This window comes from Fibrobacter sp. UBA7003, from assembly GCA_002449765.1.
Taxonomy (GTDB): domain Bacteria; phylum Fibrobacterota; class Fibrobacteria; order Fibrobacterales; family Fibrobacteraceae; genus Fibrobacter.
The window spans coordinates 209,158-232,223 of the sequence record DJXN01000002.1; the positions used below are offsets into that span (position 1 = coordinate 209,158).

The 23,066-nt window shown below is 54.5% G+C and carries 19 protein-coding genes and 2 tRNA genes; 12 read left to right on the forward strand and 9 right to left on the reverse strand.

The features are described 5' to 3' along the window. The first annotated feature begins 32 nt into the window (after positions 1 to 32). From B2952_RS01390 to B2952_RS01405, 4 genes are read left to right on the forward strand one after another with little or no spacing between them, the layout of a single operon-like run. Positions 33 to 980 (forward strand): glycosyltransferase, encoded by a 948-nt coding sequence (locus B2952_RS01390; RefSeq protein WP_290731395.1) that lies wholly within the window; start codon positions 33 to 35, stop codon positions 978 to 980. After that, positions 980 to 2,095, forward strand: coding sequence for a glycosyltransferase family 4 protein (locus B2952_RS01395; protein WP_290731392.1), 1,116 nt, complete (start codon positions 980 to 982; stop codon positions 2,093 to 2,095). Before B2952_RS01390 ends, B2952_RS01395 begins: the two co-directional genes overlap by 1 nt. Continuing rightward, the gene (locus B2952_RS01400) at positions 2,092 to 3,045 is read left to right on the forward strand and encodes a glycosyltransferase family 2 protein (RefSeq protein WP_290731389.1); all 954 of its coding nucleotides are present in this window, start codon (positions 2,092 to 2,094) and stop codon (positions 3,043 to 3,045) included. Before B2952_RS01395 ends, B2952_RS01400 begins: the two co-directional genes overlap by 4 nt. Continuing rightward, positions 3,039 to 4,463, forward strand: coding sequence for a capsule assembly Wzi family protein (locus B2952_RS01405; RefSeq protein ID WP_173380754.1), 1,425 nt, complete (start codon positions 3,039 to 3,041; stop codon positions 4,461 to 4,463). The genes B2952_RS01400 and B2952_RS01405 overlap by 7 nt, the downstream gene beginning before the upstream one ends. A 13-nt stretch (positions 4,464 to 4,476) precedes the next feature. Here the strand turns inward: B2952_RS01405 and B2952_RS01410 are convergent, their stop codons facing one another. From B2952_RS01410 to dapB, 4 genes are read right to left on the reverse strand one after another with little or no spacing between them, the layout of a single operon-like run. Next, a complete protein-coding gene (locus tag B2952_RS01410; protein WP_173380753.1) occupies positions 4,477 to 4,899 on the reverse strand; it encodes a PTS sugar transporter subunit IIA in 423 nt (140 codons plus the stop codon). A gap of 19 nt (positions 4,900 to 4,918) precedes the next feature. After that, positions 4,919 to 5,944: an aminoglycoside phosphotransferase family protein gene (locus tag B2952_RS01415; protein ID WP_173380752.1), complete on the reverse strand. Its 1,026-nt coding sequence runs from the start codon at positions 5,942 to 5,944 to the stop codon at positions 4,919 to 4,921. Between the two features lie 54 nt (positions 5,945 to 5,998). Further along, entirely contained in the window at positions 5,999 to 7,015 is a 1,017-nt protein-coding gene (locus tag B2952_RS01420) for an ABC transporter permease subunit (RefSeq protein WP_173380751.1), read from the reverse strand. Beyond that, a complete protein-coding gene (dapB, locus tag B2952_RS01425; protein ID WP_173380750.1) occupies positions 7,016 to 7,846 on the reverse strand; it encodes a dihydrodipicolinate reductase in 831 nt (276 codons plus the stop codon). 216 nt (positions 7,847 to 8,062) lie between these two features. Between dapB and B2952_RS01430 the strand changes: the two genes are divergently transcribed. Then, positions 8,063 to 8,389 carry a helix-turn-helix domain-containing protein gene (locus B2952_RS01430; protein ID WP_173380749.1) on the forward strand — a complete coding sequence of 109 codons (327 nt, stop codon included), beginning with the start codon at positions 8,063 to 8,065 and terminating at the stop codon, positions 8,387 to 8,389. Between the two features lie 14 nt (positions 8,390 to 8,403). Here the strand turns inward: B2952_RS01430 and ruvX are convergent, their stop codons facing one another. Both ruvX and B2952_RS01440 read right to left on the reverse strand, forming a co-directional pair. Beyond that, the gene (ruvX, locus tag B2952_RS01435; protein ID WP_173305466.1) at positions 8,404 to 8,817 is read right to left on the reverse strand and encodes a Holliday junction resolvase RuvX; all 414 of its coding nucleotides are present in this window, start codon (positions 8,815 to 8,817) and stop codon (positions 8,404 to 8,406) included. Positions 8,818 to 8,904: 87 nt separating this feature from the next. Then, positions 8,905 to 9,696 carry an outer membrane beta-barrel protein gene (locus tag B2952_RS01440; RefSeq protein ID WP_290731379.1) on the reverse strand — a complete coding sequence of 264 codons (792 nt, stop codon included), beginning with the start codon at positions 9,694 to 9,696 and terminating at the stop codon, positions 8,905 to 8,907. 165 nt (positions 9,697 to 9,861) lie between these two features. Here B2952_RS01440 and B2952_RS01445 point away from each other — a divergent pair, with 165 nt between their 5' ends. The 7 genes from B2952_RS01445 (at position 9,862) to B2952_RS01475 (ending at position 18,177) form a co-directional block, all read left to right on the forward strand. Then, entirely contained in the window at positions 9,862 to 14,295 is a 4,434-nt protein-coding gene (locus B2952_RS01445; protein WP_290731376.1) for an acyl-CoA dehydratase activase, read from the forward strand. A gap of 26 nt (positions 14,296 to 14,321) precedes the next feature. After that, a complete protein-coding gene (locus B2952_RS01450; RefSeq protein ID WP_290731373.1) occupies positions 14,322 to 15,917 on the forward strand; it encodes an ABC-F family ATP-binding cassette domain-containing protein in 1,596 nt (531 codons plus the stop codon). A 134-nt stretch (positions 15,918 to 16,051) separates the two neighbouring features. Then, positions 16,052 to 17,152, forward strand: a complete 1,101-nt coding sequence (locus tag B2952_RS01455; RefSeq protein WP_290731370.1) for an outer membrane protein — start codon at positions 16,052 to 16,054, stop codon at positions 17,150 to 17,152. Further along, positions 17,152 to 17,688 (forward strand): hypothetical protein, encoded by a 537-nt coding sequence (locus B2952_RS01460; protein WP_290731366.1) that lies wholly within the window; start codon positions 17,152 to 17,154, stop codon positions 17,686 to 17,688. Before B2952_RS01455 ends, B2952_RS01460 begins: the two co-directional genes overlap by 1 nt. 111 nt (positions 17,689 to 17,799) lie before the next feature. After that, the gene (locus tag B2952_RS01465) at positions 17,800 to 17,997 is read left to right on the forward strand and encodes a hypothetical protein (RefSeq protein WP_173380743.1); all 198 of its coding nucleotides are present in this window, start codon (positions 17,800 to 17,802) and stop codon (positions 17,995 to 17,997) included. Between the two features lie 6 nt (positions 17,998 to 18,003). Then, positions 18,004 to 18,078, forward strand: a tRNA-Val gene (locus B2952_RS01470). 23 nt (positions 18,079 to 18,101) lie between these two features. After that, positions 18,102 to 18,177, forward strand: a tRNA-Asp gene (locus tag B2952_RS01475). 71 nt (positions 18,178 to 18,248) lie between these two features. Here B2952_RS01475 and B2952_RS01480 read toward each other — a convergent pair. The 3 genes from B2952_RS01480 to smc are packed head-to-tail and all read right to left on the reverse strand — an operon-like array spanning position 18,249 to position 23,028. Continuing rightward, complete coding sequence (locus tag B2952_RS01480) at positions 18,249 to 18,515, reverse strand: hypothetical protein (RefSeq protein WP_290731363.1); 267 nt, start codon at positions 18,513 to 18,515, stop codon at positions 18,249 to 18,251. A 45-nt stretch (positions 18,516 to 18,560) separates the two neighbouring features. Next, positions 18,561 to 19,472, reverse strand: coding sequence for a DMT family transporter (locus B2952_RS01485; RefSeq protein ID WP_290731360.1), 912 nt, complete (start codon positions 19,470 to 19,472; stop codon positions 18,561 to 18,563). A gap of 1 nt (position 19,473) precedes the next feature. Continuing rightward, positions 19,474 to 23,028, reverse strand: coding sequence for a chromosome segregation protein SMC (smc, locus tag B2952_RS01490; RefSeq protein WP_290731357.1), 3,555 nt, complete (start codon positions 23,026 to 23,028; stop codon positions 19,474 to 19,476). Positions 23,029 to 23,066 lie beyond the last annotated feature (38 nt).

The window sequence follows — 23,066 nt, forward strand, 5'->3', positions numbered from 1 at the left end:
GCCCAAATAACAAAGATTGCTATATTCGGATTATGGCCAGAATCTGCGTAGTCCTTGCAACCTACAACGGCGAAAAGTATCTTTCGAAGATGCTTGATTCTCTCGTGGCGCAAAGCAGGCCGGCAGATGTCATTATCGCGGTCGATGACGGTTCAAAAGATTCGACATGTGAAATTCTTGAAAAATACAGAGATACACTCCCCCTACAAATCGAAGCGCTCCCGCAAAATACGGGCCATCGTGCCGCATTCTCGCATGCGCTCACCCTCGCCCAGAAGTTTATTACCGAAGACGACCTGATCGCTCTTGCCGACCAGGACGATGTCTGGCTCCCGCAAAAGCTCGAAGTTCTAGAGAAGAAAATCGATTCGACCAAGACCTCGCTCGTCTTTGGCGATGCCGAAGTTATCGACGGAGACGGAAACAAGATTGCCGATTCTTGGCGTGAATTCGCAAAAATTGAGAAACACATTTCTATCGAGCATCAAATCGCCGGCATCAACAACGTGACCGGCTGCATGTCGCTTTTCAGGGTTTCCCTTCTGGATGCGGTACTCCCTATTCCCGAAGGAGTCTCGGTTCACGACCGCTGGATTGCGATGATTGCCGATAAAAACGGCGGAATAGCGGCAACCGACGTTTCCGTCATCCAATACCGCATCCATGGAGCAAATGCCGTAGGCGGTGTTCCGGACAAGTCAATGCGAAAGACACTGGAAGAACGCATCCGTTGGGTAGAGACTTTGCTCACCCACAGGGAACGACTCAAACTGACCGAAGCAGAGATTCTGTTCGCAAACGAGCTGATAGATCTTTCCAGAACTCGTCTACAGAAACCGCTCGTTCTCTCGAAACTTCCCTGGATTATCCGCCACCATAGAAAGCTGTTCCTAAAAGACTCGCCCATCAAGACTTTAAAACGCGAACTGTTTTCTGCAGTAGGGCTTCCACTCGCCCATAAAATCTTTGGTAAAGACTAATGCGTATCGGGATCGACATAAAGTGCTTGCGCTACAACAATAGTGGCATCGGCCGCTATCTTACTCAGTTGCTCAATGCACTCCAGGAAATCGACTCAAAGAACGATTATTTTCTCTTTTCGCCGCAACCCATAGACTACCCCCTTACGAATCCCCGTTTCAAGGCGTGCCCGAATCCTGGTAACAGGTTCTTCAAGAAACTGCCAGGAATCTTATGGCAACAGAAGGTTCTACCGCAATTGCTGGACGAAAACAGCATCGACCTTTTTTGGGGCCCAGAACAGACGATTCCCCTGCGGAAGACCAGATGCAAGAAAGTTCTGACCGTACATGATTTCGTTTATCGTCGATATCCCGAAACCATGCGCCGCTCAGTACGCTGGATCAACACCCTCATTGGGGAGAAATCTATCCGGTGCGCAGATTTCATCGCAGTCAACTCGGACTTCACCCGGCAGGAACTCCATCATTTCCTGCCAGATTTCCCGATGGAAAAAGTCAAGGTCATCGCATGCGGCATCAGCAACGCGCTCCCGCCGCCACCCGCAGAAAGAAAGAAGCAGTTCCTTTTTGTCGGAAGCCTGGAACCCCGCAAGAACCTGAAGAACCTGGTTGTCGCTTTGGAAAAATTGGCAGACAAGGGAATACACGTCCCCCTGAACCTCACGGGCCCCAAAGGCTGGAACAACAGCAGCGAAAACAAACTCATCCAGAATTCAAAAATCGCAAGCGACATCCACCACCTCGGATTCGTCAGCGATGAAAGACTGCAGGAACTTTATTCAACAAGCGCTGCAGTCATATTCCCTTCTTTCTATGAAGGATTCGGCCTGCCTGTCCTAGAAGCCCTTAAATGCCGCACCCCCGTACTCACATCAAAAGATTCCGTCATGGAGAGCATCGCAAAAGGGTGCGGAATTTATTTTGACGCACATGATCCTGATTCCATTGCCGCCGTCATCGAGTCCTTCCTCAATAAAGGCGAATTTGAAATTCCCTTAGACAAGGAAAAGGAGCGCATCGAGATTCTGAATCAGTACCAGTGGGAAAATTCAGCCCGATTGCTGCTACAGGCATTCGACCAGCTAGTTCCATCATGCGAGGCAGGAAAATGAAAACCGCCATCATCCTCGTCACCTACAACGGCTGGGAAATGACGCAGAACTGCCTGCGCGACCTTTCCGCACAGTTGGCAGACAAAAAAAATTATATTGTCGCCGTAGCCGACAATGCCAGCACAGACGGAACTCCAGAAAACATCAGAAAAAATTTTCCTTCGGTCCATGTATACCCATGCGAAGGCAACCTCGGGTTCGGCAGGGCCAACAACCTTGCCATCCGCTCTCTCATTCGCGACGGCGAGAACTTTGACGCAATTTGCCTCCTGAACAACGACACGCGATTCGACAGCCAAATGATTCCGCAACTGCGAGATGCGTTCGACCTGCAAATTAAAACCTACAAATACGCCATCGTCGTTCCACGTGTCCAAAATCCCGACGGAAGCGAACAGCCCAACTACTTTGCGGGTCTCGGTCCCGAAGGAATCGGGAGCATTCCTTTCTTCACAAATGCTTTCCGCAACGAAGCACTGGCGGCAAGAATCTTGCAGGGCAAGCCTGCATACAAAGGCGGCTATGCCGAAACGCACTGGGCAAGCGGGGTCTGCTGGATGCTCGGCAGAAGCCTCTACGACGAGCTCCAGAAAGAGGGCGAATTCTTCGACGAGCGGATTTTCATGTATTACGAAGATGCAGACCTTGCCCTACGCGCACGCAAACTGGGCGCACGATTCTTCATCTGCAACAAAGTCGAACTGACCCACCTCGGAGGCGGCTCATCCGAAGGCAACCTCAAGCGCGCCCTTCAGCACGACCGCGCCCAGCAATACGTATTCAAGAAGCATTTCGGATTCCGCGGATACCTGCTATCAAAATCGTTCCGCTTCTGCCGAAGCCTTGTCCGCATTGCGGCAAGCCTTCCCCGCTGTCTCGGGAAGAACGGTTCGGGAAATCGCGCCTACGTCAAGCATCACTTAGCCCTCCTCAAGGAGGCTCTATGGTAACGCTTATGAAATATTTAACCCTGCTCATCCTTCTTGCAACAATATGCGCAACAGCAAGTGCGCCCCCTACGCCTGCTCACTTCACGTTTGTCGACTCCGCACGCAACTACGAAGTGAACATCCGGGCGCAACTCGTCGATTCCGTCGCCATCACGAACTTCGAGAATGCGCCAACGCACTACGACAACGAGATGTCAGTCCGCCTTTTCCTGGATGGGCATTTCACGGATGCTTTTCATTTCGAAGCCCAGGTCAACGTAAACAACGACTTCACCAACAGGGAAATCTTCGACAACTTCTACAATCCGAACGAAGGCCTCCCTTACAACAAGCAGAGCGAAAACAGGCGCACGTGGGACCAGTTCGCAGCCAAGGTCGATTACACGCTCAAACCGTTTACGCTGCTAGCCGGATTCGACTACATCGAATTCGGACCCGCGCGCCACAACCATGTCATCCTACGCGGAGACAGGTCGTTCTACCGCCCATGGCAGGATTCTTCGAGCCGACTGTGGATTCCCGCCCCCACGCCCTACTTCGGCTACAAGTTCTCGATTGGCCCTATAGACTATACGCAATATGCAGCCAAGTTGTTCGAAGTAAAAAACAAGGGCAAGTACATGCATGCTCATAGGCTCAACCTGCGCCTGCCCAAGAACATCACGCTAGGGCTTTCCGAAACCGCCATTTACGGTTCTACAACGGAACCCGCAAACACCAATCCCAATGCCGATGCCGACAGCACCGACCGCGACTTCGAATGGAATTATGTCATCCCGTTCATCATGTACAACTTCCAGGAACACATACAGGGAGACCAGGACAACATCTCCCTCGCGTTCGACCTGAGCGTCCGCACGATACCGCACTGGGAATTTTACGGCGAGCTCCTCTGGGATGACATGAAAACTCCCACAAGCATGTTCGATGACAGCTGGTGGGGCAACAAGTGGGCTGCGACAATTGGCGTCGCCCGCGACAGCCTCTACATCGGCCCCGTCCGCCTCGACATGTTCTCCGAATACACGCGCATCGAGCCCTGGGTTTACACGCACCACAAGGGCGGAGGCTATACCTATGCCAGCTACTCGCAAGACCTCGGCAGCGACCTCGGACCCAACAGCCAGGAAATCCACACCGAACTGAGCGCTTCATACAAGTTCATAACGGCGACTCTATTTGCAAGCCAGGTGGCAAAGGACACCGCATTCGGCGGAAACATCGACGACATACATGGTCCCCAGGATGCCATAGATAAGAAGTTTCTGAACGACGAGACCACCCAGAAATACACCGAGCTTGGCGCAAGGCTTTCGCTTTCTCCTTGGGGATGGATGGATTTCCGAGCCGGATACGCCCGCTACTTCGGCGACTACAAGGGTTACCGCGCTTACGCCACCGGCACCCTGCAATGGTAGGCCACAACAAAACCTAGAACAAGGACTTGAGTTCTTCGTCGCTCTTGGCGGCAATCGCCCGCGCTTTCCATTCAGGATCAAGCAGCATTTTCGCCAACTGCGCAATCACGAGCGTATGCGCCGTGGCCGACTCCGCGGGCGAAAGCAACACGCACAAGAACTGAGCCCTTTCGTTACCTCGCGTATTCACACCGGCAAAGCCATCAGGGCAAACGGCGAACGCGGCCAGCGGCTCAGCGAGCCCTTTTACGCGCGTATGCGGCAACAGGAGTCCATCTCCCATGTAGATCCCCTGCGCAACCCGTTCGCTCAGGCTATTCCACACGGCATGCGCATCGAACGAGACTCCCGAGTGAACAAGGGCGTCATAGGCAAAACCAAGCGCTCGACTAAAAGGCTCGGAAGCAGAATATTGCTTAAAATAAAGCGGGAGCATGGTTCTCGACGCTGAAAATCTAGCCGTTCAGAGCCTTCTCGATAAACTCGATGGCCTCGGGCTCGGTCGCCTTTACAATCTTTTTGAATTCGCCAAGCAACGCGAGAAGCTGCTTTTTACCGGGCTCGATGTACTTTTCAAACTTCTGGATACCCTTGACCCTGCTGAGGAAGCAGTAGGCACCGAGAGCCTGCATCAAGCGCTGCAAGCTGGCTTGGATAAAGCTGTCCCACGCGTCTTCCTTGGTATAGGCCTGAACGCGCTTGTTCTGCATGCGCCAATATTCAAAGAAGTCCTTAATCATTTCAACCGGCAAGGAGACATACGGATCCCACAGGAGGCTCGCGATATCGTAGAAAGCGGACCCACGGCGGGCACCCTGGAAATCGACAAAGGCGATTTCGGAATTCGGGCGGACCATGATGTTCTGGCTCTGGAAGTCGCGGTGCATCAGCACCTTGGGTTGAGCATCTACAGCCACGGCCAGGAGCGAGAAACAATTGCGCACGCTCTGCGGAATTTCCTTGATACCCTTGAGGCCTTTCAGGTAATTTTCGGTAAAGTAATCCGTTTCCCACTTGAGGGCAGCAAAATCGAAGCGCCTAATCCATAGTTCCGTATGGGAACTGAATATGGACTGGCTAGCCTCCTGCCACTTGACTAGGGCGTCGATGACCGTCGGGTAGATGATGCGTTCGTTGCCGGAGCGGTGCAAAGGATCGACCGGCAGCACTTCGTCGAGGAGGCAACGCTTGCCCAGGTCTTCTTGCAGTACCTGGCACATCGTCTCGTCGACAGCGTAGACCTGCGGCACCGGCAGCCCGTAATTCCTGAATGTCTTGGAATAATCCACAAAATGCCTAAAGTCATCGTTCACTTCAGCACAGACCTGCAACACGCACGACCTGGAACCTTCGGAAATGCGGAAATACTGGCGGCCCGAGCCTGCCCCCGCAATCGAGGAAACGGTAAAATTCTCGGAATAGCAGCGAGAAAGCAGATAGTCTTTGATAACAGGAGAAATTTGCAAGGATTCGTTACTCATGATTTTTAATATAGCAAATAAAAAATTCTAGTTATCGGTCATTGGTCATTGGCTTTACGAGAACTTGATTCTCGGGTCCACGAGCGTGTAGAGGATATCGCTGAAGAGGCGGCCCACCATGGCCATGAGGCTGCTCAGGAAGATGATGCCCATGACCACGTTGTAGTCGCGGTTCACCATGGAATTGTAGTACAAAAGGCCCATGCCGTCGATGTCGAAGACCTTCTCGATAAGAAGAGCGCCCGCGAACATGAGCGTGCAGATTTCGGAGAGGCGGGTGGCAATCGGGATAAGCGCGTTGCGGAGCGCATGGCGAACGAGCGCCTGGTTGAAGCTCATGCCCTTCGCGAGAGCGGTGCGCATGTAGTCCTTGCCCAGTTCCTCGAGCGCGGAATTCTTCATGAGGAAGGTGAGGAACGCGAACTCGCTAATCATGTAGCAGAAAATCGGAAGAATCAAGTGGTGCCCGAGGTCCACGATTTTTCCAAACAAACTAAAATCCTCGAAGTCGTCGCTCGTGAGGCCCCCCAGCGGGAAAATATCGAGGTACGACCCGCCCGCAAGGAAGATAATCAAAAGGATACCCAGGGCATAACCCGGCATCACGTAGCCCGAGAAAATGATACCCGAACTGAGTGAATCAAGCTTGCTCCCGTGATGCACCGCCTTCCAGAGCCCGAGGGGAATACATACAAGATAACTTAGGAAGAACGACGTGATTCCGAAGAAGAGCGATATCGGGAAACGGCTCACGATGACGTCCCATACCGGGAGGCCATAAGTGTAGCTCGAGCCCAGGTCCAGGTGCAGTACGTTCCAGAGCCAAGTCAGGTAGCGCTTCCAGGCGGGCTGGTCAAAACCGAAGTACGCCTGGATTTGTGCTATCTGGTCGGGCGACAAGGCCTTGGAGGCATCCACCCCGCCCTTCATGGCGGCAGCCTGCTGCGCACGCGAAATCATTTCCTCCACGGGGCCGCCCGGCAACAGCTGGATGAGAATAAAGCACACCAGCGAAATCCCGATAAGCGTCGGGACCATGAGCAGCAGACGTCGGAGGATATACGAGCGCATTTACCTCATCTTTCCGGAACGGAGAACGTCCATCATGCTGAAGGGCTTGGCAGTTCCGTTTGCAAGGTGGCACGCGAGGAAGTTCACCGCATCCACGGTACCTTCGGCGTAAATCTTGCGGCCGCACACGTTGTGCTGGAACTCGAAATGCACCGTACCGTCGGCGCTGTCGAGGCTGTAGGTGTGGAAGGCGTGACCGCCGAGGTATTCCTCGGGCACGTGCATGCGTTCCATCTGTTCTTTTTCGTTGCGAACCTTCTCGATGTCATCGACGGAGAAATCGAATCCCATCTTCTGGAAATCTCCCACAACGGCCTTCGCCGTACCGCTCGTGTCGGCCTTCGTCTTCTGGTGGCTTTCCACAACGGAGAGCTTGTAGCCGCTGAACGCCGTCGGGAATTCCTTCGCCAAGAATTCAATCATGCTCTGGAAGGCGACAATCTGTTTGGCCATGTTCGGGGCAATCACGCTCGGGTGGTTCGCTTCGGCTACGAGTTTCGCAAGCGCCTCGCGGTCACCGCCGGTAGTACCCATCACGAAGGGAATCTTGTGCTTCACGTAGAATGCGGCGTTGTCGTTTACAGCCGTCGGGTGCGTGTAGTCGATGCAAATCATTTTCGGGTACTTGGCCAGTACCTCGCCAATGCGTTCTTCGCGGTTGCTCGGCTTCAAGAGCTGGATGGTCTTCCCCGCCACCTCAGCCTCGTTTTCCACGATAATCTCACCCGTCAACGAATACGGGACAAGTTCCAAGCCGCGTGCAACGCAAGTTTCGGCCACAATACGGCCCATATTGCCCGGAATTCCATTTACCATTACTTGTACAGACATAAAAACTCCTGTTTTTGGAGTGGAAAATAGAAAAAAAGCAGAATAAATCTTCTTTCCTCACGGAAAATCACCTTTTTTTGTAAACATGTGGTCTTGGTTTTACATATTTTGTAATTCAGTGTTTACAGGAAAAGGCAATTAGCAAAAACTTGTGTTCACAACATGCTGTTTTATGTTTTCACAACCGCTAGTTGTTTTTTTTTAAATAGTTCTACCATGAAACTGAAGAACGATGAAGAAAAGGCCTTTGACCTGGAACTTTCTAAAATTATTAAAGCCAGAAGAAGCGAACTCAACCTTACTCAAGAATACATAAGCTTACATTCCGGCGTTACTCGAATCACCATCGGCAAGTGGGAACGCGGGGAAAAGACCCCAATCAGTTTCGACCTCTACAACGTTCTCAAAATTCTCTACAAGGACCCGTCCGAATTCTGGGCCACACTGCACCAGCAATTCGAAGCCAACGCCTCCCCGATTCGTAAAGCGGCCGACAAGAAAAAATACCAAACCTACGTGGAACAGACCCGCAAGAAAAAATAACCCGACCGTTATTTTCAACCGTTCTCATCCAACCATCTTTGCAGAATAATGGCGGCGGCCAACTGGTCGATTACCGCCTTATTTTTTTGCTTTTTCTTCTTGCTAAAGTAAGAAGTCTTTTCCTGCGCCTGCACGCTGGAGTAAGATTCGTCCTGCGTGTACACGGGCAGGCCCGGAAACCGCAGTTTCAAATCCTCGACGAACTTTTCCACAACCACGTTCTTGCCGTCGGTACGGCCATCGGGGTGATACGGCATTCCCACCACGAACGCATCAATCTTGTTCACCTTCACGAGTTCATCGAGCCGTACAAACAAGTTTGTCGTCTTCTGGTCAATGGTTTCGCGTGAAAATGCCATACGTAGCTCGGAATCGGCAAAAGCGACCCCGACGCGATGTTCTCCGTAATCTAGAGCCAAGTAGTTCATCAGGACGAAATATAAAAAAAGAAGCCCGCTAAAAAACAAGAAGCCCGGCTAGAAGCCGGGCCGACTTGCCGTTCAGCGAGACCTATCTTAGAGGAGGTAGGTCAGCGAAAGCTGGATGTTCCAGGCGCTCGGATTGTCTTCAACAGCATCGCTTACGCCGTTGAAGTCGTACATGAAGCGGAGACCGACGTTCATGTCGCGGCCACCCTGGTGGAACTGCGCACCGGCACCGAGAACAAGCGATACATAAACGCCGCTGGTCTCAATGTCTTCGGCGGCGACAAGAGCGCTTGCGTAGGCGTCAGTCTCGTTGCCGTAGGAATCATAGTAGTTGTACTGCGACGAGTACATGTCAGCAAGGCAGAACGCAAGACGGAGACCGCCTTCCACGTAGAGGAACGAAAGCGGTTCGAAACGGGCGAGCACGGGCACGTCCATGAGGATTTGCGAGATGCCCTGTTCAAATTCGTATTCGTAACCCGAAGCCCCGGGAACGGGAGCGCGGTCGGTGGTTTCACTGAAATAGCGGAAGATGAAGTTCACTTCGGGAGCGACAGCCAACTGCTTGTTGATGTAGTAACGGAGGGAACCGCCCACATAGCCGCCAATGGCAGAAAGATCGCCAAGACCGCCGAAGCCGACGCCGATATGACCGCCAAGACGGAATTTCTTGTAGTCGGTATCGTCAGAAGACTTTTCCGCAGCAGGAGCGGCGGTCTCGGCTTCTTCGGCGGGTTCAGCCTGGGTGGATTCCTCAGTCGAGTAGCTGCTTTCTTCGGTTTCAGCGGGGGTTTCTCCGTAATTCTCGTCGTCGTACTGGGCGAACGAAGGAACAAAAGCAAAGCCAAGCGCTATTGCAAGTACTGTCAATTTCTTCATAGATATTCTCCTCATGAAAAGTTTGTGAATTTGTTCGTTAAAAATAACAATAGCCCGAGCAGATGTCAACAAAAAATTCAATTTTCTTTTTTTTGCGAATTTGGGCATTTAACGGCCCCGTTTGCCTATAAGCCCCACCCCATTTTTTCTATCTTTACGACCACTATGAGCAATTTGAAGAATGATTTGTGGGTCGGCGTGGACGTAGGTTCCACCACCGTGAAGATTGCGGTCGTCGATCCCGAGACCAACAAGCTTTTGCATTACACATACCAGCGCCACAACGCCATGCAGGCGAAAAAGGTCTACGAGGTCCTGCGGGAAGCCCACGGGCTCTTCCCGGACAAAAATTTCAGGGTAGCCTTCTGCGGTAGCGGCGGCCAGCCCTTCGCCGAAGCCACGCACGCCTTCTTTGTGCAAGAAGTGGTGGCAAACGCCCTCGCCGTGCGCGCCACCTATCCCGAATCGCGCGTTGCCATCGAACTCGGCGGCCAGGACGCAAAGGTCGTTTTCTTCGAAAAGGACAAGACAACCGGCAAGCTCATCGCAAGCGACATGCGCATGAACGGCGTGTGCGCGGGCGGTACCGGCGCATTTATCGACCAGGTGGCCGAACTCCTCCGCATCAAGACGGAAGCATTCGAAGGTTTCGCCAAGCGCGGCCAGAAGGTCTACGAGATTTCGGGCCGTTGCGGCGTGTTCGCGAAGACCGACATCCAGCCGATGCTCAACAACGGCATCGCCAAGGAAGACATCGCCCTTTCGAGCTTCCACGCCATCGCGAAGCAAACCATCGGTGGCCTTGCCCAGGGCATGGAAATCAAACCGCCCGTGATTTTCGAGGGCGGCCCGCTCACGTTCAACCCGACGCTCGTACGCGCGTTCAAGGAACGCCTCGGTATTAACGACGAGCAGGCAATCGTGCCGGAACACTCCGAAGTGCTCGTCGCCATGGGTGCAGCCCTCTCGCTCGGCTCCATGTTCGCGGGCCAGGAATGCCATTACCGCATGGAAGGCTCGCTCGACGCCCTGGTGCACTTCAACGAAGTCCGCCAGGCCGAAAACAAGGCGAAGGCCGCCGCCGACCTCTTCTTCAAGAACGAAGCCGAATACAAGATGTTCCTCGAGGAACACAAGATGGCCGACAACCACTACCCGCAGCCGGCCTCGGGTTCGACCATCAACGCCTACCTCGGTATCGACGCAGGTTCCACCACCACGAAGTTCGTGCTCCTGGACGAGCAGGACAACGTGATTGACGGGTTCTACGCCAGTAACGACGGTGAACCGCTCGCCGTCTTGAAGCGCGCCATGAACGAGCTCGCCGACCGCTACGAGGAATACGGCTGCAAGCTCAACATTTTGGGCGTGGGCACCACCGGCTACGGCGAACAGCTCTTCGCAAAGGCCGTCCATGCCGACTACCATACCGTGGAAACGGTCGCGCACGCGAACGCCGCCCAGCGCCTGTGCCCCGACGTAAGCTTCATCCTCGACATCGGCGGCCAGGACATGAAAGCCATCTCCGTGCAGGACGGCGTCGTCACCGGCATCATTTTGAACGAGGCCTGCTCCTCGGGTTGCGGTTCCTTTATCGAAACCTACGCCCGCAGCCTCGGCATCCCGATGGAAAAGATTGCGGAACTCGCGTTCAACGCAAAAAGCCCCTCGCAGCTCGGTTCCCGCTGTACCGTGTTCATGAACAGTTCCATCATCACGGAACAGCGCGACGGCAAGCAGCCCGAAGACATCATCGCGGGTATCTGCCGCTCCATCATCAACAACGTGTTTACGAAGGTTATCCGTATCCGTAACCTCAACACCCTCGGCAAGAAGGTCGTGGTGCAGGGCGGTACGTTCAAGAACAACGCGGTCCTCCGCGCCTTCGAGCAGTACACCGGCCTCAAGCCCATCCGTCCCGAACGTCCGGGCGAAATGGGCGCTATCGGTATCGCGCTCCTCACCCGCAAGTTCATGGAAGAGAAGCGCAAGGAAAATCCGGACCTCAAGTCGAGCTTTATCGGCCTCGAGGCCATGAAGACCTTCAGCTGGCACAACCAGCCGGGCCAGCTCTGCCAGTACTGCACCAACCACTGCTCCCGCACCATCGTCACGTTCAGTGACGGCCAGAGTTTCGTGACGGGCAACCGCTGCGAACGTGGCGAGGTCACCGCCGACCCGAACGACCCGAAGACGAAGGCCCTCATCGCCGAAATCAACAAGAAGATGCTCTCCGTGCCCGACATGATCAAGCGCACGAACCAGCTGTTGGTCAAGGACTACGCCCCGGCAAAGCTCGTCGAGAATACGGGCAAGACCATCGGTATCCCGCGCGTGCTGGAATTCTGGGCAAGCCTCCCCTTCTGGAAGGCGTTCTTCACGAGCCTCGGTTATACCGTCGTGGTAAGCCGCCAGAGCGACTACAAGATGTTCGAAGCGGGCCTCCACAGCGTGCCCTCCGACACCGTGTGCTTCCCGGCAAAGCTTGTACACGGTCACGTGCTCAGCCTCATTGAAAAGAAGGTCGACCGCATCTTCTTCCCGATGATGGTTGCCATCCCGAGCGACCACACCAAGTTCACGGCAACATCCGTTTGCCCGGTGGTGCAGGCCTACCCGAACGTTTGCAAGAACACCGACGAGCCCGAAAAGAATTACGGCGTCCCCATGGACCAGCCGATTTTCCACTGGTTCAACACCAAGCTCCGCAGAAGCCAGACCGTAGACTGGTTCCACGAACACTGGAAACTCGACAAGAAGCTCCTGGACAAGGCCGTGACCGAAGGCGAGAAGGCTCTCAACAGCTACCGCACGACCCTTTTGGAAGAAGGCCAGAAGATTCTCGACGACGTACGCGCGAAGAACAGTTTTGCCGTGGTGATTGCGGGCCGCCCCTACCATGCGGATACGCTCATCAACCACAACATCGCGAGCCACTTTACCGCCATGGGCATCCCGGTGCTCACCACCGAATCGCTCCCGGGCGTGTACGACCAGGATGTGCCGAGCCACACCCGTATCGAAATCAAGAACACCTTCCACTTGCGCATGATTGGAGCCACCATGATTGCGGCGAAGGACCCGAACATCGAACTCGCGCAAATCGTGAGCTTCGGATGCGGTCACGACTCAATTTTGACCGACGAAATGATGCGCATGCTGCACCTTGATTCCAACAAGGAAATGCTCATGCTCAAGCTCGACGAGGGCGACGCCCGCGGCCCCGTGGGCATCCGCATCAAGAGCTTCATCGAGACGGTGAAGGCACGCCGTGCGGCAAACCTCCCCGACAAGCCCGAAAGCCACGAACCGCTATACCACACTCCGTTCGTCGCCGAAGACAAGCAGCGTCGCCGTATCCTCACGCCGAACCTCTCTCCTGCATTTACCGTGCTCGCGAGCGAGTACATGAAGCGCGAAGGCTACATCGCCGAATACCTGCCCGTGGCCGACAAGGAAGCCATCGAGCTCGGCAAAAAATTCGTGCACAACGATATCTGCTTCCCCTGCCAGGTGAACATCGGCGAAGCCCTGAAGTGGCTCGTCAATCACCCGGATGTGCCGCAGAACGCTGTCTCCATGTGCCTTGCAAAGAACTGCGAGAACTGCCGTGCCGTGCAGTACGCGGTACTCGCCCGTAAGGCCCTCGACGAGGCCGGTTTCAAGGACGTCACCATCATCACAACCGGCGTGGACTACAAAGGCATGCACCCGGGCTTCCAGCTCGGGCTCGACTTCCGCCTCCACATGCTGTGGGGCCTTGTCACGATGGATGCCATCGAGACCATGTACCGAGCCCTGCGACCCTACGAAGTCAACAAGGGCGACACGCAAAAAGTCTACGACGAGTGGATGCCGAAGGTTATCGCCGTGGCAGGTCACCTCACCACCACGCAGCTGGTGCGCCCCTCCAAGCTCATCGAGGTCTTCGAGCAGTGCATCGAAGCGTTCAATGGTGTCGAGATTACCGAAGATCGCAAACGCGGAATCCGTAAGCCCCGCGTAGCGGTACTTGGCGAAATCCTCATGAACTACCACCCGAGTGCAAACGGGTTCGTGGAAGAATACCTCATGAACAACGGGATGGAAGTCTACCTCCCGGGCATGACGGACTTCTTCCGCGTCGACGAAGTCGTACGTAGCGAAAAAATCAAACGCGGATTCTCGGCGAACCCGCTCATGGACCGCGTGGAAGGCGGCGTGACGGCGAAGGTCTACACGCATGCCGTAGAAACCGCCCGCAAGTCCATGCACAAGTTCAAGCTCTACGAACACCACGCAGACTGCTACGAGCTCAAGGACTATGTCACCGACATCATCGACCCGACATACAACACCGGCGAAGGATGGCTTATCCCGGGCGAAATCCTGTACAATGCGCAACATGGCGTGAACAGCTACATCATCTTGCAGCCGTTCGCCTGCCTTGCAAACCACATCAGTGGCCGCGGCCTCACCAAGGCCGTGAAGGAGCGTTGCCCGCACGTGCAGATTCTTTCGCTCGACTACGACCCGGACACCAGTTTCGCGAACATCGAGAACCGCCTGCAGATGCTCATCATCAACGCTCGCGAACTTGAAAAAGCAAATCAAGCCTAACCCCATTTATCATTTATATATAATACATGCTCAACGTTTCCAATGTCAGTCTTCAATACGGTAGCCGCGTCCTCTTCAAGGAAGTGAACCTCTCCTTCAAGCGCGGCAACTGCTACGGAGTCATCGGTGCCAACGGCGCCGGAAAGTCCACGTTCCTTAAAATCCTTTCGGGCGAACTCGAACCCAACACCGGCGAAGTCACCAAGGACCCGGGCGAACGCATCGCCGTCCTCAAGCAGGACCACTTCGCCTACGAACAGAATACCGTCCTCGAAACAGTCATGATGGGCTTCCCCGAACTCTACGAACTCGGCAAGAAGCGCGACGAACTCTATGCGCTCCCCGAAATGACGGAAGAACAAGGCATGCAGGCCATGGAAATCGAGACACGCTTCGGCGAAATCGGCGGCTACGAAGCCGATTCCAACGCGGCCGTGCTTCTGAAGGGCCTCGGCATTCCTGAAGATTTGCACTACAACCTGATGGCAGACCTCGACGGTGGCCAGAAAATCCGCGTCCTCCTCGCGCAGGCTTTGTTCGGCAACCCGGACATTCTCCTGCTCGACGAACCGACAAACCACCTTGACCTGGAAACCGTCGGCTGGCTCGAAGACTATCTCGAACGTTTCGAAAACATCGTGATCGTGGTGAGCCACGACCGTCACTTCCTCAATGCGGTCTGCACGCACACCTGCGATATCGACTACGGCAAGATTAACATCTACGGCGGTAACTACGAATTCTGGTATGCAGCTAGCCAGCTCGCCCAGAAGCAGAGAAAGGACCAGAACCGCCGCGCCGAAGAAAAGATTGAAGAATTGAAGGCGTTTATCCGCCGCTTCGCCAGTAACGCCGCCAAGGCCAAGCAGGCCACCAGCCGCAAGAAGCTTTTGGACAAGATGACCGTCGAAGAAATGCCGGCATCGAGCCGCAAGTTCCCGTGGGTCAACTTCAAGATGGACCGCGAACCGGGCAAAATCGTACTCGAAGTCAAGAACGCGACCATCGACGGCGGTGACGGAATTATTTGCAAGGGACTTGACTTTAGTCTCAATAATGGGGACAAAGTAGCACTCGTCGGCGAATACGACACGCTCAAGACCGCCTTCTTCCAGCTCATCGCCGAAGAAACCAAGGCACCCGATGGCGTACTCAAGTGGGGCAACACCATCAGCTACAGCTACTTCCCCAAGAACAACGATGCCTACTTCGGCACGGACCTCTCCCTCGTGGATTGGCTGCGCCAGTACAGCAAGGAACAAGACGAAACCTTCATCCGCGGATTCCTCGGCCGAATGCTCTTTACCGGCGAAGAAGCCCTCAAGAGTGCCAACGTTCTTTCCGGTGGTGAAAAGGTGCGCTGCATGCTCTCCAAGATGATGCTTGCAAACGCAAACTGCCTCTTGCTCGACGAACCGACCGCGCACCTCGACCTCGAAGCGATTACCGCCCTCAACAACGGCCTCACCGCATTCCAGGGCCCGATTATCTTCTGCTCCCAGGACCACGAATTCGTGCAAACGGTCGCAAACCGCGTGCTCGAACTCACGCCGAACGGTGTACTCGACCGCAGCATCACCTTCGACGAATGGCTCGAAAGCAAAAAAACAAGGAAAAAATAAAAGATTAACCCCTAAATGGCGCATTTTATCGTCATTTTTCGCACACAAATCAGCAAAAAGGCCGTTCCATAGGAAAGGCCTTTGCTTTTAACGTTTTTTTTTATATTTTGTATGCATAAACAAGGAGGAACACCATGAAAAAGTTCATTCGAAGCATCTTGATTTCTGCCGCTATTTTCGCAGCCTATGCGACCGCCGCAGAAAAAGTCTACATGCCGCCAGTCGGCACAACGAACATCCACAGCGACTACGGCATTGCAGCCCAGAAGCTCATGAAGACCTACATTGAAGACGACGGCCGCTTCATTCTCATTGAAGGAACCGTCGAAGACAGTGTCGACATCAGCAAGCCGGAAACCCTCAACAACAAGGCCGTATCCAAGGGTTGCTCCAAGATCCTCATTGCCGAATTCACCCGCCTGGGCGAAAACGTAATCCTGTCCTTCAAGCTGTACAATACCGGAAGCGAAGCACCTATCTGGCAGGACCGCCTCAAGGCAGCAAACCCCGATGACTTCGACCCGATTATCCAGCGCGTGGCCCGCACCATCGGCACAAAGCAGAAGGCGACCAACGAGCAGGACATCTATAACGTCACCCAGAACGAAACCAAGCAGCCCAAGCGCATGAAAGCGTATTCCTACTTCGGCTTGGGCCTTGGCGGCATGGTTCCGCTCTCCCCCTCCGTCGACATGGCTCCCGGTCTCAACATATTCGGCATGTACGACACCCAGAGCTTCCTCATCGGCCTTGATGCGAACTTCTGGGGCATGAGCGACGATTCCCGCTACAACTACCTAGACTTCGCCATTTCCGCCTACTACGCCTTCGGCCGCAAGTTTATTGCTCCTTACATCGGTGGCGGTATGAACTACTCGGCCGTCGACTACAATACCGACGTTACGGTCCATTCCAAGGTCTCACGCTACGATTCTTCCATTAAAGATTACAAGACGACCGAAGAAGACACGAAGAAGAGCTACTCGGATTCGAAATCCGGCATCGGAGCTTTCGTCGGCGGCGGCGTGATGCTCAACCGCGCAAGCAACATCGTCCTCTTCGCCGAAGCCAAGTACTTCGTCAACTTCTACAAGCTGGCAGAACCCAAGGATGAGATTACCGACGAAGAATGGAACAAATACGACAGCTGGGATAGCGACAGCGATCTGCCCAGCAAGTCCCGCAAGCTCTTCCAGGGATTCATGTTCAACCTCAAACTGGGCTACGGGTTCTAATGAAGTACGCAAGCAGGTTCTTATGTGTAGCCTGCCTGGCCTCATCGCTTAGCCTTTGCGGTTGCTTCTTCAGCCAGACAAAAATCATGGCTGCAGATGGCCGCAACTACGAAGTGTACGGCAACGGAGCACTTCTTTGCGAAAGTAGCCAGGACTGCAAGATTTCACAGCGAGGAAGTCCGCACACTCTAGACTTGGAACTCGTCAAGAACGGCAAAATCGTGGGCAGCAAGTCCATCCGCCGCGAAATGACGACCGCCAGCGTGCTCTGGGGCTTCTGCACCTACTTCACTTCGCTGTACCTGTATCAGGCATACCCCGACGAAGTTTTCATTCCCATCAACTACAGGAACTACTCGGAAACAGAATCTCCGTCAGGGCAGAAGAGTCCATGGGACACTTCGCCACTCTCCGAAAGTGAAAGCGTCTGGGACAAGGGTCCTTCGCCAAGCAATAGCGAGACAAACGCCGAACCGGCGACCGGGCCTGCGGCGCCCGCCGAGCCCCCCGCCCCCTTGGTACCAAACGAATACTAAACGAAACGCAGCCCGGACAAAACCGGGCTTTTTCGTGTGAAAAGCGCGTTTTTACTTGACAACAAGCGAAATATTTTTATATTTGGCACGTAACCCAAAGGATGGTAGTAAATGTTGAATAAAAAGAATTTTGTTCTTATTGCAATCGGCGTTTTACTGCTCGCAATCGGATTCCTTTGCCTCGCCACCGGCCCGGCAGATAATCCGGTAAGCCTCACGGTTGCTCCTCTCATCCTGGTCGTTGCCTACGTAGTCGTGATTCCTCTCGGAATCCTCTGGACCGGCAAAAAGCAGGACAAGCAGGATTAAAATTTCGGGCGATTAGCTCAGTTGGTTCAGAGCGTCTGCCTTACAAGCAGAATGTCAGCGGTTCGAATCCGTTATCGCCCACTACCGAAAATCGGAAACGATTTGGGGTGGTAGCTCAATTTTGGTTAGAGCACCGGCCTGTCACGCCGGAGGTTGCGAGTTCAAGCCTCGTCTATCCCGCGAAAAACGTCTCTCAATAGAGAGGCGTTTTCGTTTTTATACTTTTTTACCCGATTGAGGCCAAGCCTAGATTACAGCACATATAGTGCGAGAAACGCAGTCAGCGCAGCAAACAGCAGGAACACCGGCAAGAGAATCAAGAAGCAGAGTGCGGCGACCTTCAGGTCGTAAAAAAACATCTTCCACCATCCACGACGCGTCCTGCAAATTTCCTCGCGACACTCGGGGCAGATGTTCCCTACCCTGTTGCGCACGCGGATAGCCATGTTGCTCTGCAAGGGGGACATTCCCACCTTGTCATTGAATTCCTTATTGCATTTTGAACAGGTTGTCTGCATGTTCGGGAATATAGTAAAAAGTGGTCGCGAAATTAATTACAGACGCTATTTTCGCTTGATGGCTATAAGCACGGTAGACACAAGAATCAAGGCGATGCCAGCCATGATGCGCGTCGTCAGCGTTTCGGCAAACACAGTCACGCCAATCGTCACGGCGGTCACGGGTTCCAAAGCGCCAAGAATTGCCGTGGGCGTGGAGCCGATGATTTTAACGGCCTTGACCATGAAGATAAGCGAAAGCACCGTCGGCACGAGGCCAAGCATAAAGCCCCAGCCCCACGAACTTGCCTGCGTAAAAAGCGGCGGGAGGCCAGAACCGAGCGTTACCGAATAAAGCAACAAGAAGAGAAGGCAGAAACAGATGGCGTAAAACGTCATCTTCACCGCCCCCATCTGCAGGTTGATGCGGTTTGCCATCACCATGTAAATCGCATACGAGAGCGAAGACGCAAAAACGAGTGCAAGCCCCACCGAGCTAAGCGCGGTACCGTCACTGCCGCGATACAGGAGCGCCACGCCAGCCATAGAGACCGCAATCGAAACGATGGTCCAGGTCTTGATTTTCTCTTTGAAGAACACCGCCATGAGCACCGAGACTTCTAGCGGATAAAGGAACAATAGCGTTGAAGCAAGCCCCGCATCCATGTACTTGAACGAAGCATAATATGTAAGCGAACTCACTGCAAAGAGGAATCCGAACGCGACAAGAGCACGGAACTCGCGAAACGAGATTTTAAAATGCGAACCCTTCGCGAGAATAACCACAAAAAGGAGAATCGCCGCCGTGAAAAATCGGTAAAAGAGGACCGTCTCCGGCGAGTAATTCTGTGCGTATAAATGCAAAGCACCCAGTGGGTTCGTGCCATAGCAAATGGCAGAAAGAGCGGCGAAGACGAAACCTTTGAAAGCGAAGATCCCCGCCTTCGCGGGGATGACTGTATGAGGTGTACGGGGCATACTAAATCGCGAACTTAGTTGCGTCGGCGAGCTGAACGCTGGCGATGCGGGAAATACCCTTGATTTCCTGGGTCACACCGTAGAGCATGTCGGCTTCGGCCATGGTACGCTTGTTATGCGTCACCACGATGAACAAGGTCTGCTTGCTGAATTCGCGGAGCAGCGCCATGAAGCGACCGACGTTAGCGTCATCAAGCGGGCCGTCGACTTCGTCCAGCACGCAGTACGGCGAAGGCTTTTCCATGTAAATTGCGAACAACAGCGCTGTTGCAGTAAGAGCGTGTTCACCGCCGGAAAGCGCCTTGATACCACGCATTTTCTTGCCGGTCGGGCGGACGTTGATTTCGATATCGGCATCGAGAATGTCCATCGGCTTGCCGTTCTCGTCGAGCTTTTCCACGAGGCTCATCTTGGTTTCGCCGTTCAGGAACAGCTTGCTGAACACGAACTGGAAATTCTTCTGGATGCGTTCGAACGTCTCGAGGTAGCGCGTGCGGGCGATATCGTCGAGTTTGGTGATGGTGCGGTCGAGCGAGGCGCGGGCACGGTCGAGGTCGTCAAACTGCTTCTCGACTTCTTCCAGGCGCTTCTTCTCGTCTTCGTAGTCTTCCATCACGTTCACATTGATGGGGCCCAGGTCCTTGATTTTGCCTCGAAGTTCACGGATTTCGCGATCGGCCTCAGGCTGGCTATACTCCACACGTTCGACGCCTTCGGGATTAGCCAGGTCAACGGAATATTCGTTGGTGATGCGTTCCGAAAGCCTCTCGACGTTCGCCTGCAAGGCTTCCTGTCGGCGGCCCACATCGTTCAAGTCCTTCATCTTCTCGATCATGTCGTCGCGGAGGCGGTTCACCTCGGAACGCCATTCTTCGAGATCTCCCGATACGAGTTCGTACTTTTCACGGGCCAGGTCGCGCTGGCTTTCGAGTTCGCGGAGCGCCGAATCCTTCGTCTGAAGCTGGTCGGCAAAGCCTTCGATATCGGACTTGAATTTTTCCGAAGCTTCGTTGTTCTTCGCGATTTCGTCATTACGGGACTGGATGACGTTTCCAAGGAATTCAATCTGGTCGGCGATATTGCCGAGGCGGCTCGTATTCTGCGCAAGTTTCGCATTCTTGTCGAGGGCGCTCCGTTCGAGGTCGCGGACTTCCTCATCCTTTTCGCGGAACATCGTCTCCTGTTCCTGGAGTTCATCGTTCACACGGGAATATTCAGTTTCTGCACGCTCGGCGGCAACTTCGGCTGCCGACAGTTCGGCATCCGATTCCCGCGTCGCCTGGGCCTCGTCGATACGACGAGTGGCCTGCTCGCGGGCCTGCTCCAGCTGTGCGATGCGCAGCTCGCAGGTCGCCGCCGTATTCTTCTGGATAGAGATGGCGGCATCGCCTCCGAGAAGCGAATTCTGCATTTCGCGGATATCGTCGTTGAGCGAGACAAGGAGTTGCTGTTCCTCGTCCAAGGTCTCCTGCAGACGAGCAACTTCGTCCTGCTTTTGTCCAAGTTCATCCAAGGCCCCGGCGAGCGCCTTCTCGGCCTCGGCAATCTCGTTCTTGCGGCTGAGCGAGCCGGACGTGGGGGCACCCGTCGAGACAAGACCCGCCGTGCGGATGCTCGCCTCGGGAGCGACAAAGCAAAGGTCCTCACTGCCGTACTTGAGCGAAAGATTCAGGGCAGCATCAAAAGATTCGACCAGGATGTAGCGGGAAAGGACTCCATCGAGCCATGCGCGGGTCGTATCATCCGTCTTGACAAAATTCGAGACGGGACCGACAACGCCCTCCCCTTCCACCGTGCCGGCATAAGGCGGACGCGGATTGGAAACGAGAGCCATGAGAGCCTGGCCCACGTTCTGTTCGCGCAGTGCTTCGACAAGGGATTTTGCGGCAGCCGAATTTTCGACCACGACGGAATCAAGCATGTCGCCAAGGGCACTTTCGACACGGGACGCATATTCGGGAGGCGCATCCAGGCGCTCCGAAAGGAGCCCACGCGCAAGATTGGCCTTGTTTTCGGCAATCCAGCGGTTCGCATCGGACGCATCCTGCGACACGCTCTGGAGCACGTCGATCCGAGACTGGAGCCTCGCCTCGTCGTTCTTGAGTTCGGCGATACGGGCCTGCAAACCTTGCAGGTCGGCCTTGAGCGACTCGATGCGTTCTTCTCGCACGGAGCGCTGTTCTTCGAGAGACGTTATAGCCGAACGGGATTCGTCCATGCCCTGCTGGATATCGCGGGCAGCCGACTCGGCTTCGGATTTCTTTGCATATAAACTTTCGAGTTCGGCGTTGTAGCCTTCGACGTTCGAACGCAGCATATCGGTTTCGGCATCCGCGCGTTCAAAACGGCCGCGCAGCGCGTTCACGGCATTTGCCGTCTGCAGGCGCTCGTTGGAAAGTTCCCTGGAGCGCATGCGCAAGTCATCGAGGCGGTCGCGCATCACCTGGAGCGCTTCGCGTTCGCGTTCCAGGAGGGAATTCATCTCGTCCATCTCGCTGTCGTTTCCGAGCACCGCGTTTTCTTCTTCCAGGCGTTCACGTTCGCGGATGAGTTCATCGACCTTCGAGTTGCTGCGGGTAATTTCTTCCTGCGCCTTCTCGTTCGCGGCCTCCATGGCCGAAATGGAATCGCGCAAGCGCACAATGTCGTTGTTCAGGTTATTGAGTTCGATGGTCGCCGCCTGGACCTGTCGTTCCAGTTCGCGGTAGGCGTTCTCGTCTTCGCTGATATCGAGCTTCTTTTCCTCGATTTTCGTCTGGAGTTCGGTCGCCTTCGTCTTGGATGACTCGACCTCGTGCTCCATGCGGCGGGCCGACGTATTCAGGGTCTCGAGACCTTCCTTAAAATCTTCGAATTTGTCGAGGCTAACCGAGAGGTCCAGTTCGCGAAGGCGCTTGTTGAGTTTCTTGTATTCCTCGACCTTTTCCGCCTGGGTCTCGTACTGGCGTACGGAACGGCGGGTAGAGCGCAGGTTGTCTTCCACGCGCTCCATGTCCATCTGCACGCGTTCGAGCTGGCGCACGGCCTCCTTCCTCTGCTGGCGGTACTTGCTCACGCCCGCAGCCTCTTCGAACAGCACGCGGCGGTCGTCCGCCTTATCGCTAAGCACCGACTTGATCATGTCGGCGTTCATCTGCGAATAGGTACTCGAACCGAGACCGGAGTCGAATAGCAGCGCATGGACATCGCGCAGGCGGCATTCCTGGTTGTTGATGAGGTATTCGCCCGACCCGTCGCGGTGGACGCGGCGAGTGACGATTACTTCGGAATATTCCGAAGCGAGGGTACCGTCGCTGTTGTCGATGACGATGGAGACCTCGGCAAGGCTCATCGCGGCACGTTCCTCGGTACCGCTGAAAATCACGTCCTGCATCTTGCTCATGCGCAAGAGGGCAGCCTTCTGTTCGCCCAGAACCCAACGGATGGCGTCGGTAATGTTAGACTTGCCGCAACCGTTCGGACCAACCACGGCGGTAAGTCCCTTCGTCGGGAAGTTAATTTCCGTCCTCTGGGCAAAGGACTTGAATCCAAAAATCTTTAGCTTTGTAATCTGCACTTCAAGCTGAAAGATAGTTAAAAAACAGTTTTTGGGGC

Excerpts from the sequence above, each read along its gene's own strand:
- B2952_RS01415 (WP_173380752.1), bottom strand. The coding sequence starts at position 5,944 with ATGAGTAACGAATCCTTGCAAATTTCTCCTGTTATCAAAGACTATCTG.
- B2952_RS01465 (WP_173380743.1), top strand. The coding sequence starts at position 17,800 with ATGTTGAATAAAAAGAATTTTGTTCTTATTGCAATCGGCGTTTTACTG.
- ruvX (WP_173305466.1), bottom strand. The coding sequence starts at position 8,817 with ATGAACTACTTGGCTCTAGATTACGGAGAACATCGCGTCGGGGTCGCT.
- B2952_RS01410 (WP_173380753.1), bottom strand. The coding sequence starts at position 4,899 with ATGCTCCCGCTTTATTTTAAGCAATATTCTGCTTCCGAGCCTTTTAGT.
- B2952_RS01480 (WP_290731363.1), bottom strand. The coding sequence starts at position 18,515 with ATGCAGACAACCTGTTCAAAATGCAATAAGGAATTCAATGACAAGGTG.
- B2952_RS01390 (WP_290731395.1), top strand. The coding sequence starts at position 33 with ATGGCCAGAATCTGCGTAGTCCTTGCAACCTACAACGGCGAAAAGTAT.
- B2952_RS01460 (WP_290731366.1), top strand. The coding sequence starts at position 17,152 with ATGAAGTACGCAAGCAGGTTCTTATGTGTAGCCTGCCTGGCCTCATCG.
- B2952_RS01430 (WP_173380749.1), top strand. The coding sequence starts at position 8,063 with ATGAAACTGAAGAACGATGAAGAAAAGGCCTTTGACCTGGAACTTTCT.
- B2952_RS01395 (WP_290731392.1), top strand. The coding sequence starts at position 980 with ATGCGTATCGGGATCGACATAAAGTGCTTGCGCTACAACAATAGTGGC.
- B2952_RS01405 (WP_173380754.1), top strand. The coding sequence starts at position 3,039 with ATGGTAACGCTTATGAAATATTTAACCCTGCTCATCCTTCTTGCAACA.
- dapB (WP_173380750.1), bottom strand. The coding sequence starts at position 7,846 with ATGTCTGTACAAGTAATGGTAAATGGAATTCCGGGCAATATGGGCCGT.
- B2952_RS01400 (WP_290731389.1), top strand. The coding sequence starts at position 2,092 with ATGAAAACCGCCATCATCCTCGTCACCTACAACGGCTGGGAAATGACG.
- B2952_RS01445 (WP_290731376.1), top strand. The coding sequence starts at position 9,862 with ATGAGCAATTTGAAGAATGATTTGTGGGTCGGCGTGGACGTAGGTTCC.
- B2952_RS01485 (WP_290731360.1), bottom strand. The coding sequence starts at position 19,472 with ATGCCCCGTACACCTCATACAGTCATCCCCGCGAAGGCGGGGATCTTC.
- B2952_RS01420 (WP_173380751.1), bottom strand. The coding sequence starts at position 7,015 with ATGCGCTCGTATATCCTCCGACGTCTGCTGCTCATGGTCCCGACGCTT.
- B2952_RS01440 (WP_290731379.1), bottom strand. The coding sequence starts at position 9,696 with ATGAAGAAATTGACAGTACTTGCAATAGCGCTTGGCTTTGCTTTTGTT.
- B2952_RS01455 (WP_290731370.1), top strand. The coding sequence starts at position 16,052 with ATGAAAAAGTTCATTCGAAGCATCTTGATTTCTGCCGCTATTTTCGCA.
- B2952_RS01450 (WP_290731373.1), top strand. The coding sequence starts at position 14,322 with ATGCTCAACGTTTCCAATGTCAGTCTTCAATACGGTAGCCGCGTCCTC.